The following is a 19,976-nucleotide window of genomic DNA, read 5'->3' as shown; positions in this document are numbered from 1 at the left end:
TCCTTATCTGACCTAAGCGCTGTACCATTTTTTATTCAAAAAACCATTTAACAAACCCTCTATGATGATCCATTACAAAGACCGGTTGTACGGGCTACTCCGCCGTGTACAGCATTCCTTTCTCGTTATGGTCTGTCTGTTAGCATGTCTGAAGCTAACACCAGCCACCGCCCAACTTTCCCGCCTCCATGCCGATGGCAAACGAATCGTCAACGCCTCCAACCAGGAAGTGATCCTGAAAGGCGTCGGCCTCGGTGCCTGGCTCCTTCAAGAAGGCTATATGATGAAAGAAGGCGGCGATGGCCCTCAGTGGTCCGTCAAAAAGTATCTTTACGACCAGGGGCAAACCGATGCCCAGGTAGAAGCCTTCTACCAGTCCTGGCGTGACAATTTTATCACCAAAGCCGACATCGATTACATCGCCTCCCTCGGTTTTAACTGTGTGCGGCTCCCCATGCACTACGAACTCTTTCTCACGGCTGCCCAGAGGGCAGAACGCCTGAAAGTGATCCATGCCAATGCCAGCGCCAGTTCTGTATCCACGTACATCAGTGCACTCACCACATGGTATAACAACAATACCCTGTTCACAGACACGAACACCGAAGGTTTCCGGTTGGCAGACAGTCTGCTGAAATGGACGGCTGCCAACAACATGTACGTCATCCTCGATCTCCACGCCGCCCCCGGCTCACAAGGCCTGGACCACAACATCAACGATGGCTTTGTCGGCAATGACCTGTACAACCAGGCCATCTATGGCAACATGACCGTTCGTTTATGGCAGGCGCTTTCCCGCCATTACATTAATAACGATGGCGTGGCTTTTTATGACCTGATCAATGAACCTCACAAGGTACCCAGCAACACAACCGTACATGACATTTTCGAAAGACTGATCAACGCGGTGCGTGCCGAAGGCGATACCCACCTCCTCATGGTAGAAGGGAACGGCTATGGTAATAACTATGGTAGTATGCAGCCGTATACTTTTACCAACCCCACTAACCTCGTGTATAACTCACACCGTTACTGGAATTCCACCGACGTTACTGTAGGTAACACCGATCCTAACCAGATCTCTGACCTCGCCAATATCGTTGCCTGGAGAAATACCTACAATGTACCGGTATGGGTAGGCGAAACCGGGGAAAACAGCAACGACTGGCTCTCCGCCAATATCGCTGCTATGAACAGTATCGGTGTAGGCTGGTGTCACTGGACGTACAAACGACTCACAGCTGGTGAAAACGCTGCACTGCTAAGGCTCACAGGCCCTTCTGTACTGGATGGGGCGGGTAATATGGCTGCTGTGCTGAACAACATCAAATTTGCTAATAATATCAAAAACACAAACACAATTGCCGCCGTAGCTCCCGGACAAGCTGCCAACGGGCCTGTCGGCAAAACGATCTGGCTGAAAGGCTTTAATGGGAAATACGTGAGTTCCAGAGGGGGCAGCGGTGCAATATGGTGTGATAGTAACTCAGTAGGCACCTATAATAAATTCTACGTAGTAGATGCCGGAAATGGCAAGATAGCATTGAGGAACAGTGCACTGTTTGTCTCTTCCGAAAACGGTACACAGGCGATGACGTGCAATCGGAATGTATACCAGGGATGGGAAAAGTTCGACTGGATCGTAAATACAGATGGAACGATCTTTTTAAAAGCCAGCAATGGGTTGTACGTTTCTTCTGAAAACGGTACACAGGCTATGACCTGCAACCGGCCTACCGCTAGTGGGTGGGAAGCTTTCTCCTGGGGAGAAGTGAGCAGCGCAGCGCCTATAGGGCAAACGGTGTGGTTACAGGGAAATAACGGTCAGTACGTAAGTTCCAAAGGTAATGTGAATCCGATGTATTGCAATGCTACGGTGGTACAAAGCTGGAACCAGTTCCTGATAGGTGATGGCGGAAATGGCAAAGTGACCCTCAATAATGGTGGGTATTTTGTTTCTTCTGAAGATGGTACAACGTCTATGAATTGTAACAGGGCGACAGCACAGGATTGGGAGAAATTTGACTGGATAGTAAATGATAATGGTACAGTATCATTAAGGAGTAGTAATGCGTTGTATGTTTCTTCTGAAAATGGTGCGGCAGAGATGACCTGTAGCAGAACGTATCCGCAGGGATGGGAAGCCTTCTCATGGGGAGAGGTATCCACTGCAAGAATAACAGCAAGTGCAGATAGTGTGGTAAGTTTGAAAACCGAAAAGGGATTGGTCGTATACCCCAATCCTGTCAGCAAGGGTACCGAACTGACCATAAACGTAGCAGGATATGACGGAAAAACCCCCTTGCAGGTATTCGTAAAAGATATCTATCAACGAACTTTAATTAATAAGAAAGCGGGAACTGCCCGCGTTAATATTTCCACTGGTAACCTGGTCCCCGGGATGTATGTAGTTGTGATCACCTATGGCAATCAGATATTTACAAAACAGGTCCTGATACTGTAAAAGGTATCCTTACAGGACCGGTCATTGCGCATATGACCGGTCCTGTGTTTCCACGAATTTTTTATCACCCCCTTATAAACAATAACCATGAAAAGAAAAGTACTGTATGCGCTTTTATTGATGGGCTGCTCAGCCTTTAACCGGGTAGAAGCACAGACGCCACCTGCTACCTGGCAGGAGCACTGGTTTGAGCACAATCAATTATTGACACGGGTATTTTACGACAACGATGTCGCTGTGTATTACGACAGTGACGTAAGCACTGCTGTTACCTGGCCCTACCAGTACATGGGCGATGTATGGCGGTACACCAGGAAGACCTATGGCTGGTTTGGCTCCGATCCGCATTTATTTGCCATACTGCATACCAACAAGTACAGTGGTGGGCATCCTTCCGGTTATTTCGATGCCAGTCATGACAACCGCGACGTGGCGGACGTAGGTCCTGGTCCATGGACAAGTGCCTCTGGCGGCGATCATGACCTGCTCACACACGAAGTAGGTCATATCGTAGAAGGTGATTCCAAAAATGCGCATAACTCTCCTGCATTCGGCATATGGGGAGATAGCAAGTGGGCGGAAATCTACATCTACGACGTATACAATGGTCTGGGTATGACCAGCGATGCGGCCAGAGTTTATACCACATTTACCAATACGACTGACAACTTCCCTGTTGCCGGTACACATTGGTTCCGCGATTGGTTTTACCCTATTTACAGCCAGTATGGTGGCAGCAAAGTACTGAACAGGTATTTTGTATTATTATCTTCTTATTTCCCAAAGAGCGGTAGCGATTATGCCCGTTCACTCAACATGGGTGAGTTTATTCATTTTTGGAGCGCTGCGGCTGGCGTAAGTCTGAAATCACAGGCGACCACCGCATTCGGCTGGAATTCCACGTACGAAAGCCAATTTAACCAGGCACAGATTGATTTTCCAATCACATATGCACCAGTGACGATCGCTGCGTACATGTACCAGGACATCAATTATGGCGGTTATGGTATCTCATTGCCAGTTGGTAGTTATAACCTGACGGCTTTAAAAGCATATGGTGCTATCAATGACGACATTACATCTGTAAAAGTAACAGCTGGTTATAAGGTGACTCTTTATGCAGATGACAATTTCTCCGGTGCATCCCTGGTACTTACATCAGATGTATCATTGCTGGATGTAAGCACCTGGAATGACAAGGTAAGTTCAGTAAAAGTAGAAGCGGTGACTACAGCGGCGGCAGAAAAAGAGAGTGCAGATGTGACGGTATATCCGAATCCTGTATTGAAAGGAGGTATGCTGACAGTGAATGTGGGTAAGTATGATGGGAAGGAACCGGTATATGTGTCAGTTGTAGATGTGAATAAGAAAGTGGTGGCAGAGCGGAAAGATAATGCGGCCAGGATTGCGCTGGAGGTGAAGGATTTGCCTGCTGGGGTGTATGTGGTGATTATCACGAATGGCAGGAAGAGTTATACGAAGAAGATAGTGATTCAGTAAATTTTTACTTTTAGTAAAAAGAGGGTGCTCCGATTTTTCGGGGCACCCTCTTTTTTATCCCGATTGATTCATTCAAAAAAAGAAAGCATCTCAATTGAGATGCTTCCCTTTCCGATGCTTTTTCCTGTCTTTCGTTCCTTATATTCTTTCTACTATTCCCCGATGGTTTCCGTTTATCAATATCATAACCTGTTGAGTATTTATTCCTTTATAGTCATCTTAACCAATCGGTACCTATCTAATTATTTATCCTTCTGTAATTCTGTCTTCTTTATTTCCTGACCATCCCTGTTCTCTTCTGTCGCTGTCGCCACAATAATATCACCTGCCTTCAGATCGCCAAACACCTCTATCTTACCATCTACTTCACGACCCGTAGATACCGGTACATGTACCGCCTTGTTATTTTCTACCTTCACTACAAACACCTGCACTGTAGAATTCACCACCGCTGTCTTAGGCAGAATAAAAGCGCTATCCGCTGTATTCATCGGGATGTTCACTTCTGCAATCATACCCGGCAACAACTTCTTGTCATTATTCGTCACATCCATTTCTATACGTTGTGAACGCAGTCTTGCATCCAGCGCACCGGCCAGACGGTTCACCTTAGCGGTGAACTGCTTACCCTGGAACGCTTTTACTGTGAAATTCACTTCACTGTTGCTACCCAGATAGCTGGTGTAAGACTCAGGCACTGAGATAACGAGACGCAGTTTTCGCTGTTCCTGCAATGTTACGATAGGTAATTCAGAACCTTTACCGGTAGGACCTACATACGCACCCGCACTCACATTACGCGCCGTAATGATACCTGCAAATGGTGCACGGATCTCCAGGTAATTTCTGGTATCAGACACTTCTCTGTAAGAAGACTTGGCTGCTTCCAGGTTAGCAAGGTCTGAATTCATCTTCGCCTTTGCCTGATCCAGGTCGTTTTTAGACACTGTACCTGGTGTAAGACTGGTCGTATATAAACGATCATAATTCGCTTTGCTGGCCAGGTAAATCGCCTCCTGTGATTTCAGCCGGGAATCAGCCGCATTCAGCTGAGCCGTCATTTCAGGTGCTTCCATGGTCACCAGCAGATCGCCGGTGTTTACTTCGGAGCCTACATCCACATTCAGCTTCTTTACAAAGCTGCTCACCTTTGCATAGATATCTACCTGCTGAAAAGCAATCAGCTCTCCCGGCAGCTTCAGGGTAGATGAGAGCTTTCCTTTCTGAATGGCTACTACTGGTGTAGCCGGAGCTTCAGTTGCGGCACTTTCTTTTTCTGATTCACCTTTTGTGTGTCCGCAACTGTTCAACAGCAGCATCGCGGGTAAGCTGCACAGTAATATTATTATATTCTTTTTCATATGACTATTCATACAAGGATGGTACATAGTTTTTACTTTCTTTATCTTCCGGATCCAGTGATACGGACTTAGTGCTTGCCTTACCCTGTGCCCATGCGAATACCAGTGGTAGTAAGAAGAGGGTGCTAAAGGTAGAGGCTATCAAACCACCAATTACCGCACGACCCAGCGGAGATGTCTGGTCACCGGTTTCTCCCAGGCCACTCGCCATTGGGATCATACCCGCCACCATCGCCAAACTCGTCATCAGGATCGGACGCAGACGCAGTGCAACAGCTTCTTTTGCAGAGAGCAATGCGTCGCCATTATGACGGCGTAACTGCTCTGCATTCGTGACCATCAATACCGCGTTGGATATCGATACACCCACTGACATGATGATACCCATATAGGACTGAAGGTTCAGCGTTGAACCTGTTATTATAAGCAGGGAGAGCGAACCTAATAGTACTGCAGGTACGGAAGCCAGTACCACCGCCGATACCTTGAAGGACTGGAAGTTGGCCGCCAGCATCAGGAAGATCACGATGATCGCTATTACCAACCCATTCTGCAAACTATCCAGCGTATCTGTCAGCGTTGATGTCAGACCTATCAGGTCTACGTTCAGACCACGTGGCATTTCGCCCAGTGATTTGATCGCTTTGTTCACCTCTGTAGTCGCAGTACCCAGGTCAATGTTATTGAGGTTGGCTGTTACTGACAGGGTAGGCATCGCACCAAGGTTATCTGCTTCACCCAGTGTGGTATCAGGTGTGATGGTCGCTACATCGCCCAATACCGGGCGTGCACTGTTTGGCAGTAATGGTAATTCCTCGATGGCATGAATGTCTGTCATTTTATTTTCCGGGATCTCTACCTGTACGTTGTAGCTCAGGTTCTGCTTTTCATCTACCCATACGTTTTTCTCTGTATAGCGGGAAGATGATGTAGAAGCCGTGATGGTACGGGAGATGGTTGCCAGGTCAATACCCAGTTGCGATGCTCTTAAACGGTCAATCTCTATCTTCAGGGAAGGATACTTGGTAGATTGTCCCAGTTGTACGTCGCGGAGGAAAGGAATTTCTTTCAGACGCGCGATCATTTTATTTGCATATTGTTCCGCCTGTTTCCTGTTTCTGCCAGAGAACCGTACCTCGATCGGGGTAGGTGAACCCTGGCTCAGGATCTTTTCAGTCAGTTCAATTGGTTCGAATGATGGCTTCACATCTGGCTCTACCTGTTTCAGTTTTGCCCTGATCTTATCTTTCAGTTCATCTATGTTCGTTTTATACTCTTCTTTCAGGGCTACCTGGATAACTGCTTCCTGCGGACCTGCCATCCACAGGTAGATAGGTGCAGTAGAGAAGAGACCCGGGTGCTGACCGATATAAGCAGAGGTGATAGACACATTCTCAGGACCCACCAGGTCTCTGATCATATTGATCGTCTTCAGTGTTTTAGCTTCTGTTACTTCGGCACGGGTACCATCCGGTGCCCGCAAACGAAGCTGGAACTGACCACCATTACTATGTGGCAATACATCACGACCAATGTGGTTCAGTAACAATACAACCAGACCCAGACCGCCAATAATATATACGGTAACAATCAGCTTACGCGCCGGGAAGATACGCTCCATGAAACGCATAAAGCGGTTGCGGAATTTATCGAATTTAGTCAGCGGTGCATCGTGACCACCATGCGGATGTTCAACAAGCATTTTCTTTTCATCCCATGTATCTTCTTCCAGACCATCAGGTTTGTAATCCTGTGGAGTGCCATGACCATGTTCTTTCATAAGCCAGTTGGCCATTACAGGTACAAAGGTCTGCGCCAGGAAGTAAGAAACGATCATCGCAAAACCAATCGCAAGCGCCAGTGGCAGGAACAATGAACCTGGGATACCCCCCATGGTAAATGCTGGTGCAAACACGGCTAGAATACAGAAGAGGATGAGGAGTTTCGGGAAGGCGATCTCCTTACACGCATCCCAGATCGCGAGGCCCTTCGGCTTACCCATATCCAGGTGCTGGTGTATGTTCTCTATCGTCACCGTGCTTTCATCCACCAATATACCGATGGCCAGCGCAAGCCCACTCAGTGTCATAATGTTGATCGTCTGCCCTGCTAACTTGAGACAGAGTACTGCCGCAATGATAGAGGTGGGAATCGTGAGGATTACAATGAGTGCACCGCGTGGATCACCCAGGAAGAGTAATACCATCAGACCAGTGAGCACTGCACCAATTGTACCTTCACTGATCAGACTCTTTACAGCGTTGATCACATATACGGACTGGTCAAACTCAAAAGACAGCTTTACATCATCTGGCAACTGTGCCTGGAATCTTGGAATAGCTGCTTTCAGTTTTTGTACCACATCCCATGTAGAGGCGTCACCATTCTTTGCTACGGAGAGGTAGATAGAACGACGGCCGTTTACCAGTGCATAACCGGCAGTGATGTCCGCACCATCTTCTACCGTCGCAACGTCGCGAAGGAAGAGTGTTTGTGCACCACCTCTGAAGAGCGGAATGTCTTCGAAATCTTTTATAGTATGGATGGTCGTGTTTACGGGTGTGATAAAGTTCTTATCACCTATACGCACGTTACCGGAAGGAGACACCTGGTTGTTGAGGCGAAGGGCTTCAACTACCTGGTCAGGTGTCATATTGTGAGAGCGGAGCAAAGTAGGATCCACTTTGATCACCACGGTACGGATATTACCACCAAAAGGAGGGGCGGACAAGAGACCTGGGATCTGTGTAAAGGACGAACGCACATAAGTATTTGCGAGGTCCAGCAGTTCGTTGTTATTACGCTTGTCGCTGCTCAATACCAGGTTACCTACAGGCAGGGTAGAGGCGTCAAAGCGAAGAATAAACGGCGGTTGCGACCCAGGTGGAAAGATGGCCTGGGCCCGGTTACAGAAGGCTGCGAGCTCCGCCTGTGCCTGTGCCATGTTAGTACCCGGATAAAAACTCACTTTCAGGAGTGAGAGACCCTGTATATTTTTCGTCTCTATGGTTTTGATACCATTTACATAGAGGAGGATGTTTACATATTGTTTACCAAAGAATGCTTCCATCTGGGTAGGTGTGTAACCACCAAACGGGTGCGATATATACATCACCGGAAGGTCCAGCTTTGGAAAGATATCCACCTTGATGGTCCTAACCGCGCCTACGCCGAAGAAGAACAGGGCGGCCACGATCACCAGGATGGTGATGGGTTTGCGTAATGCTGATCTTATCAGGTTCATCTAATTAGAATTCATTTATGAAAAGAGAAAAATTACCACTGGCGGCTGCTTTCAGGAGCAATGCCTGCCATACGTTCGTGTACGCGATGTCACGGTCTGTTTCTGCACGGTTCAGTGTGTATAACACCTGTGTCACATCCACGATCGTATTCAGCCCGTTTTTGTACAATACAGTGCGCTGGTTGTAAGCATCAGATGCTGATGCTACCTGGATAGGCGCTTCCATGTAATTGTTCAGTGCATTCTTCATCCTGGTTTCTGACAGTTTTAACTGCGCGGTGAGCTGTTGCTTTACGAGATCATATTGATCCTGTATACCTGATGCAGTAAATTGCTGGGCAGATACCTGTTTATTGACCCTGAGTATAGAAGTTAAGTTCCATGTTACGCCGATACCCAGCAGATAGTTGCTACGGCTGGGCTTCACACCATCCCAGTAAGCATGTGTATAATCTGACTGATCTGCGGCGTAGTTGGTACCAAACCCGGAACCTCTCGTTTGCATCGTACCGAAGAAGGAGAAGGTTGGGTAGTATAGTCTTTGCAAATACTTAGCCTGTTCCTGGTTCACCCTGAGTTGTTGCTCATAGTACTTTAGGGTAGGGTTGTTCGCGATGTCTGCAGAATCTGCAACAGAAGAAGGGATCTGCTTGATGAACACTGTATCGAGTACGAACTCCTGTACCGGCACTCCCATGAGCACTGCCAGGTTGTTGGCCTGTGTCTGCTCATTGTCTTTTGCATTTGTATAGGCGATACGTGCATTGGATACTTCTGCATTGGCGAGAGAGGAATCTACGCCGGCAATCAGCCCATTGGTCACACGTGTCACGACTACAGCGCGGAAGGTATCCGCCCTGTCAAGGTTGTTCTTCCAGCTACGGGTGAGGCGTTGTGCAGCGAGTAGGTTCAGATAAGCGGCAGCTACTCTTACTTCGTGCTGAAATTTTTCCTGTGTCAGGTCAGCAGAGTCTCTCTGAACAGTAGCCTGCGCGGTTTTGATCTTTTCCTTGATACGACCAAAGGAGAAGAAATCCCAGTTTACATTGGCCAGGTACAATCCACCAAAAGCGGAGTTCCAGTTGTTCTGTGCCAGGGTAGGACCTGAAGATGCTACGGCAAGACCATTCAAACCGTAGGAGGGACCATAGATACCGTTGATAGTACCGTAATCCTGCTGTCCGGCCACGTTCACGTTAGGCAGGTATTCCCGCTTCACGGATTGCGCTGTTGACTGGGACGCTTTTAAGTAGTTGGCTTTAGCCTTGATGGTCCCGTAGTTGGCGAGGGCAGTCTGCACTGCATCCTTTAGCGTCAACACCTGTGCGTGCGCCATCTTCGCTGGTCCGTACAGGAGCAGGAGAAAGAGACAGACGAGTTTTTTTCTTTGCATGATAATTGAACATTAGACCATAGTACTTCAATGTAGGAGTTTGGGACGTGGTGTGAGCACTTCCCCGGTGGTCGCTGACTTTAAAGTACTTATTGATTCATCGAAAATAATTTGAATAATGTGCCATCCATGGGCATAGTCATACTGGATGGTAAAGTGGTTGAGATCGCAGATCTGTTTTACGATTGCAAGGCCAATACCGATGGAATCACTTCTTCTGTTGCCTTTTTTGAAGCGGTGGAAGAGTTCACTGGTAGGGACTTCAGGAGTGACACCTGTATTACTGATCACAAATTTTTCCCTGGTGAGGTCGACGGTTATCTTTCCATTAGCGATATTATGACGGATGGCATTGCTCATCAGGTTGCCCAGGAGAATGTCTGCAAGGGCGGGGTGCAGCTGAAGTGCGATACCTTTATATATATTGGAGGACAATGAAATGGATTTCATATCCAGCAATTCCGAAAAGCTGTTTAATGTTTCTGTTACAAGGCCGGAGAAGGATATGGTGCGTTTATCATCATATTCATTATTCTCCATTTTGGCCAGCAGTGTCAGGGAGCTATTGATCCTTGATAATTTCTCGATGGCATTCTGCATATCACTGATGAGTGACATGACGGTGTCTACGTCTTTGCCATGCAGGTATGATTCTGTGAGCAGTTCCAGTTTGCTGCGCAATATAGCCAGTGGAGTCTGCAATTCATGGGAGGCGTTCTCTGTAAACTCTTTCAGTGCACGGTAGTCATCCAGTGCTTTGTCTGTCATGTTATTTAAGAAACTATTGAGGGCTTTCAGCTCTTTGGCATTGGGTACCGGCAATGAAAGTCTTTGTTTCTGTTTTACATTAAAGCGCTGTATTTTTTTCAGCGTTCTGTTGAATGGTGCCAGAATGATACGGGATACGAACCTGGCAGACAATGCTGTGAGCAGGAACAGGATGGAGAAGATCCAGATAAAGGAGCTGGCCAGTCCTGTAAGAATTTCGTTTGCCTTCGTAATATAATTATAGGAGCAGATGCTATAGTAGGTGCCATTTATATTATAATAAGAGGTAACCGTGAGGCGACATTCCCTGTGTTTAAGCAGCGTGTTGTAGAAGGTATGTTCGTATACTTCATACTTATTTACAGGCACTTCGTTTTTATTCAGCATTTTGATTTCGGCGGGTCTGCCACGGAGATAAGTATCCGGACTCACACCGTTGCGCATAGTCTGGGCCATGAGGTCATTGTAGACCTTCAGACGGCTTATTTCCGCCTCATCTATCTCTGCTTTCACCTTATAGTAGGCAATGCCTATACCTGCCAGCATTGCGGCCAGCGTGATACATAGATACCATAAAGTAAATTTGTTGACGAGTTTCATGACCTTTGTTATGATGCGGTTGTATTGAACTTATAGCCTAATCCGTACACTGTGTTGATGTAATCACCTCCATTTGCTGCATGAATCTTTTTACGTAAGTTTTTCACGTGCTGATACACAAAATCAAAATTTGAAAGGTTGTCGGTATAATCACCCCACAGGTGTGCTGCTATTGATTGCCTGGAAAGTACTCTGTTCTTATTGACAAGGAAATACAACAACAGGTCGAACTCTTTGGGGGTTACGTCGAGTGCTGTATCATTAACCAACGCTTCCAGTGTATCTGTATTCAGCCGGATCTCATTATAAGTGACAATATTACTGCCTTGTAGTTTCTTCCTTCGGTATACTGCTCTTAGTCTTGCGTGTAATTCAGGAAGGTGGAACGGCTTAGTCAGATAGTCGTCGGCACCTCCCTCCAGTCCATTGATCTTGTCATCCAGTGAATTCTTTGCGGAGATGATGACCACACAGCTGTCGAGCTTTTCGGCATGGATCAGTTGTAAGAGGTCAAGACCATTTCCATCCGGCAAAGTGATATCGAGCAGGATGCAGTCGTATTGAAATGAGATTAATTTATTGTGCGCGTCATTGCTGGTGTAGCTTACCTCACACAGATATCCTTCTTTTTCAAGGAAATTGGTGATGCTGGCAGCCAGCTCTATATTATCTTCAATGAGCAGTACTTTCATACAGCTGCAAGATTCGTTTTAAAATTTGAAGCAATTTTGAAGGTGGGTAGAAAACAAAAAGGACCCAGTTGAGAAACGTGGATCCTTTTTGCCTTATACTTTTTGAAAATTGCAATCATGACGCAAAGATGGTAAGAATCCTGGCGATTTTTATTGTGCTATTCAAACAAAAAATTGTAAAATTCAAAGATTTTGAAAATAGTTAAGTCACTTTGTTAAAATCCCGTGACAATTCGGCCAGAATTAATGTTTCCTTAAAAAGCGATTAAAATTTCGGGAGGGGTTGGGTTGTAAAAAAGGAATATATGGGTGGCGGAATGGGTGGATGAGTGGTAGGGTGTTTGGAAATTAAAATAAGCAGGCTAAAAGCCTGCTTATTTTAATTTTTATAGTGTTGCCATATCAATTACAAAACGATAACGTACATCGCCTTTCAGCATTCTGTCGTACGCATTTTGTATATAAGGCATCTCAATCAGTTCGATATCAGACACAATGTTGTGTTCGGCGCAATAGTCCAGCATTTCCTGTGTTTCCTGAATACCACCGATCATAGAACCTGCGATCGACTTACGGCCTGCAATCAAAGCAAAAGCATGCACAGAAGCCGGTGTTGGAGGTGCACCCACACAAATATGTACACCATTAGTCTTGAGCAGACCCAGGTACATCCCATAATCATGTTCTGCAGAAACGGTATCGATAATGAAATCAAATTTGCCTCTGGCTGCATTTACCTGTTCCTGGTCGCTGGTGAGCAGGAAGTGATGGGCGCCCAGGCGCTCAGCATCTGCTTTCTTGGATGGAGAGGTGCTCAGCATGGTCACTTCTGCGCCAAAAGACACGGCAAATTTCACCGCCATGTGGCCGAGGCCGCCTAGACCCAATACACCTACTTTATGGCCTTTACCGACCTTCCAGTGGCGAAGTGGTGACCAGGTAGTGATGCCTGCACATAATAATGGAGCGACTGCAGGCAGGTGCAGTTTGTCCGATACCAGTAATACGAAGTCTTCGCTTACCACGATCTTGTTGGAATAACCACCGTAGGTAATGGTTTTCTTATCCTGCTCATAGCTGTTGTAAGTGCCGGAAGAACCATTCAGGCAGTACTGCTCCTGGCCATCTGCGCAGTTTTCACACTCACGGCAGGAGTCTACCAGGCAACCTACGCCTACGAGATCACCGGTTTTGAATTTCTTTACATGTGCACCTACCGCAGTGATACGGCCTACGATTTCATGGCCGGGTACCATTGGGTAGATGGAATTTCCCCACTCGTTTTTGATCTGATGTAGATCTGAGTGACATACACCACAATATAAGATGTCGAATTGTACGTCGTGAGGGCCTGGTTCTCTTCTTTCAAAATTGAAAGGTCCTAGCTGCGCCTGGGCGTCAAACGCAGCATATCCTTTAGCTGGAATCATTTCTTTGTAATTAATAAACGTGAGGAAATAGAAGTTGCTTCTCTACGAGCGCGAAGTTACGGGGGATGGGGGGATTAAAAAGGGGGGGGAGGACTATTAAAAAAGATAGCGGAGAAGGATCCCTTCCGCCGAAGGCAGAAGTGATCCTTCTCCGCAGGAAAATTAATTTTGTGGGTCATGGCCTACAAAATTAATTTTTATTTATCTCAACAGATTGATTGCACCTTTCTTCGTGATGATCGTTTTATCGTTTTGTATCACCCGGATGGTATACATATACACCCCCGTCGGTTGTTTCTTCCCATTATAAGTCCCATCCCAGCCAGTGCCTGACGTTGTAGTATGGAAAATCAATTCTCCCCACTGATTGAACACCATCATATCCAATGCGGCAATCGTATTGCCTTCTGCTTTGAATATATCATTCAATCCATCTCCATTTGGCGTAAAGGCATTTGGCACATAAATCGGGTCTGCTTTCAGCTTTACTGTCAGACTATTCGCATTGTTCTCACAATTCAGTGCACCCAGTGCTACTACTGTGAGTGTCACACTATCTATCATCTGTGCAGTGATGGTATGTGTAGTGCCTGTAGACCCTGAACTTGGATCGGTATATGCACCGCCATTTACAGATACGAGATAACCGGTAGCATCCGGTACCGGATCCCAGGTAAATGTGATCGTACTGCCGGATGTATTATCTGCTTTTATTTTCGGCGCATCTACTTTTTCAAATGGGGTCACTGTCACTTGCGTACGCTGACTCACACAGGAACCATTCACCGCTTCTACAAAATAAGATGTGTTGCCAATAATAGCAGGTGTTGTAAAGCTTTCACCTGAACCGAGGTTATCCCCACCAGAGATCATGGGATACCAGTTATATGTGAGACTATCTACAGGATTAGTGACCAGTAATGTTGCTGTGCTATCCGGACATACTGAAGGCGCTGTAGCAACAGGCGCATCTGGTTGTGCATTCACCTTGATTTCAACACTGTCTTTTACAATACAACCAAAAGCATCTTCTGCCGTCACTGTATATTGTGTAGATGCGACAGGTGTGATGATCGTGCTGGAATCACCAATGGCCCCGGGTTCCCAGGTGTACTTTACAATCTGGCCACCTGTAGGTACTGCATATATCGTAGTAGATGCCCCCGCACAAATTGCCGCAGGTCTTGCCTTCGCCGCAATCGTGATCGGTGAGTTCTGCGAGAGGGTGGTATCAAACTGCGTTACACAACCATTCCCATCCATGATACTTACTGTGTACGCACCGGCAGCCAGATCTGTGGCTGTATTGGTAAACTGGGCTGGATTTGTATTCCATGCCAGCGTTATTGGCGAAGTACCTCCACTTACTGCTACTGTAATACTACCATTGGAATACCCACAGGTAGCAGGCACCATGCTCGCTGTCGCTGTCAACGGTACAAATGGCACCGCAGAGATAGCCGCTATCACAGCACGTGAATCCACACTATTGCCAACGATATAATCAAAGGTAACAGACGATAAAAACTGTGATTGATTATCACATGGAACAGGAATATCCACTGCATACATGCGCGGATCATTGCTGCTTAATCCCTCTACAGTATAAGGAGGCGCCGTCAATCTTGGTATACGACCAATGGCATTGATCATAGGGTTACTACCACCAAACCAGTCCGCCACTGTGAATGTACCCACATTGATATCAGGTGCATTCACAAAGTGGAGCGTCACATTGAACGTACTGGATTGCTCTGTAGACCATGCCAGTATACTGATCTTGGAATAAGCCGCAGGTGTGAGCAACGTATAGGTACCTGTAGTGGTACTACCCGGTGCAGTCGCATTGGCAGAAAGAAATATTGCATTCAAACTATCATAGTTCTTCAGCTGGTAAGTACGCGTACCGTTTACAATCGTCCCGTTATCCGGTAACCCGGCTGCAAGACTATTGGTGGCTGCGAAGGTAGCTGTATACAATACCTTTAGCTGGAGGTCAAGTCCGACAGTGGTCACTGCCGATGCATCGGTGCCTGTTTCTGCAAAGGCATCGATGGCATACCCGGTAATCGGTACGGGGGTATACGTTTGCCCATAGGATTTGCATAGGCAGAGTAGTAAGAGAAGAGAGGCGAAGTAGATTCGTGTCATGGAAATATATTATTATAATTATGGACTAACATCAACGAAGCAGGGTCACCCATCCTGAATAGGTCTTTTCCCCGGGGGCTGGTTTTATGATATAGTAATACGTACCAAATGGCATCAACTGTCCTTTCCAGGTACCGTCCCATTGTGAGTAACCAATACCTTTGAATACAATCTGGCCATAGCGGTTAAAGATTTCGGTTGTCGCATTCGGGCGGGCTTTGAGCCCATCTACTTCCCAGCGGTCATTGATGCCATCGCCGTTCGGACTGAAAGCATTGGGGATCTCAAGCACCAGGTCAGGGATCACTTTGTAGTAAGCGCGGCTGATGCTGTCTGTACAGCCGATATCATTGGTCACATAGAGGGTAACACGAAAGTCGCCGGTCATTTCATATTTATGTTCAGGTGAAAAATCAGTTGAACCGGTTCCATCTCCAAAGTCCCATTCATAACTGCCGCCATTCTGAGAATTGTTTGTGAAGAAGAAATCCGCATCCTTGAATTCGACCGTGATGTTTTGCCCCGGTGCTGAGCTAAACAATGCAATGGGCATGGGAACAATGCTGATGAGCGATGTCTTTGTAATGGTGATCGGGCATTGGCCCTGTGCGGTAGCAGTGAGTGTGACAGTATATACGCCTGTATTATTATAAGTATGCGAAGGATCTTCCATCACAGAGGTCGCACCATCACCGAATGTCCACTGGTAACTATCTGCATTGCTAGATGTGTTGTTAAAGGTAATGGCAGCAGGTGCACAGCCTTGTGTGATGTCAGGTGTGAATGCAGGCACGGGTAGTTGAATCACCTTGACAGTATCAGGTATGGCGGTCGCTGTACACGCACCATCCACAACGGTCAGGTTGATAAAACCTGTGTTCGCATATTTTACATCATAAGGCCCAAAGCCTGTACCTGTTTGTACAGTTCCACCTCCCCAGTCCCATGTGGGTACAGCATCAGCAGAAGTAGTACCAGTAAAGGAAATGGTCGTCGTTTCTCCTGCGCAGATGGGTGATTTACTTACAGTGATATTTAATTGTGGTGGGGCAGATACGGTCACCGGTTGTGTAGTAACGGTAGATACACAACCATCATCTGTGACCTGTAATTGCAGATTGAAATCACCTGCACCTGGAAAAGAGATCTGGTAAGGTCCGCTATCTGCACCGCTTTGTACAGTGGCGCCGGCAAAGTTATTCCAGTTGTAGGTTGCCGCCGTAGTCGCCGTGCCATCGAATGTTACTGTGTTTGTACCACCCAGACAAATAATAGCAGGTGTGACTGTAAACGATGATGTAGGCGTCGGCTTTACCACTACATCTACCGTATCTTTTATGATACAGCCAAAAGCATCTTTTGCCGATACAATATAAGAGGTGGTATCCGTTGGATTGTCCGTAACTGTTTGTCCGGTGAGGGTTCCAGGCGCCCAGGAATAATCGGTGACCGTGCCGCTGACAGGTGTGGCAGTCAATGTAACAGGATCTCCTGCACAAATAGCCGCTGCACTGGCACTCGCTGTAATAGTTGCGGAGGAAATTAATGCCACTGTATCATTCACCGTGAATACACAACCATTCGCATCGGTCAGTGTGCCTATGTATGCGCCTGCGGGTACATTTGTAGCAGTCGCTGTAGTTTGTGCAGGCGTGGTATTCCACCTGAATGTATAAGGGGTAGAACCATTCGTTGCCGTCAGGGTAAGTGTACCATTGGCACCACCACAGATGGCATTTGTATGCGTGCTGCTGTAAACAATAGGTGTGTATTGCACACCTGCCAATGCGAGGATGAGTGCTCTCGAAGTACCACCAGTGGCGGCTGACTGCGTAAACGTAACGGATGCCAGTGACTTACCCAATACCGCACAGGGGATGTTGAAATCAAAACCATAAAAGCGTGGATTAGTAGTCAATCCATCCACGGTCATAGGGGCATTGGTACGTGTGATGCGCCCATAGCCGGTCACTACAGCGGGTGTACCATTGAACCAGTCTTTGATAGTGATGGTGCCTGCATTGGAAGTAGTACCATCCGTAAAGGTGAGCAATACGGATACCGTAGCGGTACCTTCTGTAGCAAATGCGAGCAGACTTAATTTACTGTAGATGGCTGGTGTAGTGAGTGTTAGTGTTCCTGTTCCAACAGTATTAGGTACAGCATTCGAGGGTACCGCCATATACAAAGCATTGTTTGCGTTGAAGGCGGCCATCTGCCATGTTTTGGTACCATTTACAAAATTCCCGGTAGGTGTAATCCCTCCGGATACGCCGTTAGCTGTAGCGAAAGCTGTAGTATGAATCACGTGATTGCTACCATCAATGACTGTAGACGTTGCAGCCAGTGCGCTGTTCCCGGCTTCTGCTACAATGTCTGCATTAAAGCCGGAGACAGGAATGGGGACAAAGGTCTGGGCAAATAGGGACTGCCAACCGGTTAACGCGGTCAACAGTATCAGGGTAAAGAAGTGCTTCATGAATGGTCATTATAGGTTAGCTATAAATGAAAATATGCGACGGCATAGGCCGTAGCAGGAAATAGATATAGTGCGTCTAAATAAATACTGTGCGAGAAGGAAAAAGGGTGGGGAGGCTTAAATATATTTTTTATTCTAATGATTAACTACGGTTATATCGAGTTGTTTGGTATTGAGGGGTGGGTTCATTTTTTCCCATATTCTTTTTTGTTCGAATAAGATGGTGGTCTGACCGGGTGCTTTGGAGTGGATCATGAATACAACGTCTAGACTATTACCAGCTTCCATGCGCATGGTATCGACGGTATAGTTGTAGCGCACGACTTCTACACAGTCAGGATTGGAGACTGTAACAAACCATTGAAAGCCGGCAGTGCCGAGGCCTGGAAGCACAACAGGGAGGGAAGTACCAAGGGTGAGTTCTTTGATTTCAGCGTTCATCGGATATAATTTAGGAAAAAATCGCTTCCGCCCTGAGGCAGAAGCGATTTATGGGGAGGTATTTTATACATACCATTTGTGGTACATCTGAGAGTCGGTGCCTTCCACAAAGCAGTCCAATCTGCCAGCGGCCCAGGAGGAAACGCCCACATCGGAGGAGAGCACACCACCAAGGTTCTCGTCGCCACTCCAGTTGTGACCATCCCACCATTTGTGCATCATATTGTAGGTTTGGCCAGGGTAGAATACGTCTATGCGGTTTGGACCCCATGATACGGCAGGCAGTTGAGAGACGGTGGTTTCTCTTGCCTGCCACTGGGTGCTGGATTTTTGTAAATCAGCTACCAGATCTGAAATCTTAATGTTAGACATTTCCTGTGGTGATTTTTTGGGAGTGAACGAAAAATATGCGTCTTAATATTCAGGGTGAATTCAATTGGGACAGCAAGGTATCGCGGCATTGATCGGAACCGCTGTCAGGAAACGAAAAGATATGGAAGTGAATAATGCCTTAGCTAGTGGATCAGTGTTTGGGGTGATGTATAATTAGTGCCATTCACAGTGACAAAATTGGTATTGCATGCATGCAATTTAAAGGTATAAATATGTTGGTAATCAACAAAATAAATTGTGAACGCAATTGATTGCAAGGGGAAAAAAAGGTATTTGTACGTATAATATGTTAATTTTGAATGGGCTGGTTTGAATCGAATTTGGCCTGCGGCAGCAAGGGGAAAAATCTTTTATATTTTTTTTATAATCAGATAAAAAAAATACAATCATAAAAATCTGCTCAGTTTGTCAGGAGAACAATCATTATGGGATGGCATTCGTGAAAGTCATGTAAACAGTCTTGAAGCGTTATACCTTCAATATAACGATGAGTTGTACAGTTATGGCAGGAAATTTACCAGTGATATGCACCTGGTAGAAGACGCTGTGCAGGAGACTTTCATCTCCCTGTGGAAATACAGGCAGTCTTTGCAGGTAAAAAGCGGTTATAGCTTCTACCTTCTTAAATCATTCAGAAACCACCTCTTCCGCTTACTTAAATCCAGAGCGAATACAACTTATACGGATGAACAGCCGGAATTTCATTTCGAAATCGGCGTAGACACTCACCTGATCGCCGGAGAAGAACAGGCCATCCTGCAAAAGAAAGTACAGGAAGCCCTCCTCCAACTCACCAGCAAGCAAAGGGAAATCATCTACCTCCGCTTTTTTGAAAACCTCTCCTTCGAGGAAATCGCGGATCTGATGAACATGCAGGTAAGAGGTACCTACAAGCTTACCGCCCGTGCACTGGCTGCGCTGAAAGAGCTGATGGGTGGGGCCGCAGGCACCGCACTGCTGCTGACTATCCTGAAAGGATAAAAAAAATTTAAAAAAAAGTTAAAGAACGTGGGGCACAATTGACCCTTTTTTGTCTTTATATATTCAAAGGGCCTTAAAA

General features: G+C 46.5%; 13 protein-coding genes. 3 read left to right on the top strand and 10 right to left on the bottom strand.

Going from position 1 to position 19,976, the window contains the following annotated elements; translation table 11 throughout:
* Positions 1-61: 61 nt before the first annotated feature.
* Entirely contained in the window at positions 62-2,464 is a 2,403-nt protein-coding gene (locus BW716_RS25090; protein ID WP_083727236.1) for a cellulase family glycosylhydrolase, read from the top strand.
* A gap of 87 nt (positions 2,465-2,551) precedes the next feature.
* Positions 2,552-3,964, top strand: coding sequence for a T9SS type A sorting domain-containing protein (locus tag BW716_RS25085; RefSeq protein ID WP_083727234.1), 1,413 nt, complete (start codon positions 2,552-2,554; stop codon positions 3,962-3,964).
* Positions 3,965-4,206: 242 nt separating this feature from the next.
* On the opposite strand, the gene BW716_RS25080 is transcribed toward BW716_RS25085, so the two are convergent.
* The 10 genes from BW716_RS25080 to BW716_RS25035 all read right to left on the bottom strand — a co-directional run bounded on the left by BW716_RS25080 (position 4,207) and on the right by BW716_RS25035 (position 18,895).
* Entirely contained in the window at positions 4,207-5,325 is a 1,119-nt protein-coding gene (locus BW716_RS25080; RefSeq protein WP_235643943.1) for an efflux RND transporter periplasmic adaptor subunit, read from the bottom strand.
* Between the two features lie 4 nt (positions 5,326-5,329).
* The gene (locus BW716_RS25075) at positions 5,330-8,569 is read right to left on the bottom strand and encodes an efflux RND transporter permease subunit (RefSeq protein ID WP_083727230.1); all 3,240 of its coding nucleotides are present in this window, start codon (positions 8,567-8,569) and stop codon (positions 5,330-5,332) included.
* A 4-nt stretch (positions 8,570-8,573) separates the two neighbouring features.
* Positions 8,574-9,962, bottom strand: a complete 1,389-nt coding sequence (locus BW716_RS25070) for a TolC family protein (protein ID WP_083727228.1) — start codon at positions 9,960-9,962, stop codon at positions 8,574-8,576.
* Positions 9,963-9,989: 27 nt separating this feature from the next.
* On the bottom strand, positions 9,990-11,330 hold the full coding sequence (locus BW716_RS25065; RefSeq protein WP_083727226.1) for a HAMP domain-containing sensor histidine kinase: 1,341 nt from the start codon (positions 11,328-11,330) through the stop codon (positions 9,990-9,992).
* A gap of 8 nt (positions 11,331-11,338) precedes the next feature.
* Complete coding sequence (locus BW716_RS25060) at positions 11,339-12,022, bottom strand: response regulator transcription factor (protein ID WP_083727224.1); 684 nt, start codon at positions 12,020-12,022, stop codon at positions 11,339-11,341.
* 386 nt (positions 12,023-12,408) lie between these two features.
* Entirely contained in the window at positions 12,409-13,452 is a 1,044-nt protein-coding gene (locus BW716_RS25055) for an NAD(P)-dependent alcohol dehydrogenase (RefSeq protein ID WP_083727222.1), read from the bottom strand.
* Positions 13,453-13,653: 201 nt separating this feature from the next.
* Positions 13,654-15,603 (bottom strand): gliding motility-associated C-terminal domain-containing protein, encoded by a 1,950-nt coding sequence (locus BW716_RS25050; RefSeq protein ID WP_083727220.1) that lies wholly within the window; start codon positions 15,601-15,603, stop codon positions 13,654-13,656.
* 31 nt (positions 15,604-15,634) lie between these two features.
* Positions 15,635-18,082: a PKD domain-containing protein gene (locus BW716_RS25045; protein WP_083727218.1), complete on the bottom strand. Its 2,448-nt coding sequence runs from the start codon at positions 18,080-18,082 to the stop codon at positions 15,635-15,637.
* Positions 18,083-18,217: 135 nt separating this feature from the next.
* Positions 18,218-18,523 carry a protease inhibitor I42 family protein gene (locus tag BW716_RS25040; protein WP_083727216.1) on the bottom strand — a complete coding sequence of 102 codons (306 nt, stop codon included), beginning with the start codon at positions 18,521-18,523 and terminating at the stop codon, positions 18,218-18,220.
* 63 nt (positions 18,524-18,586) lie between these two features.
* Positions 18,587-18,895, bottom strand: a complete 309-nt coding sequence (locus tag BW716_RS25035; RefSeq protein WP_083727214.1) for a hypothetical protein — start codon at positions 18,893-18,895, stop codon at positions 18,587-18,589.
* Positions 18,896-19,321: 426 nt separating this feature from the next.
* Here BW716_RS25035 and BW716_RS25030 point away from each other — a divergent pair, with 426 nt between their 5' ends.
* A complete protein-coding gene (locus BW716_RS25030) occupies positions 19,322-19,897 on the top strand; it encodes an RNA polymerase sigma factor (RefSeq protein ID WP_179091261.1) in 576 nt (191 codons plus the stop codon).
* Positions 19,898-19,976: the final 79 nt, after the last annotated feature.

It is taken from the genome of [Flexibacter] sp. ATCC 35208, from assembly GCF_001975825.1.
Taxonomy (GTDB): Bacteria; Bacteroidota; Bacteroidia; order Chitinophagales; family Chitinophagaceae; genus Chitinophaga.
The sequence above is the reverse complement of the archived record's forward strand: the minus strand, read 5'-3'. Positions and strand labels throughout refer to the sequence as shown.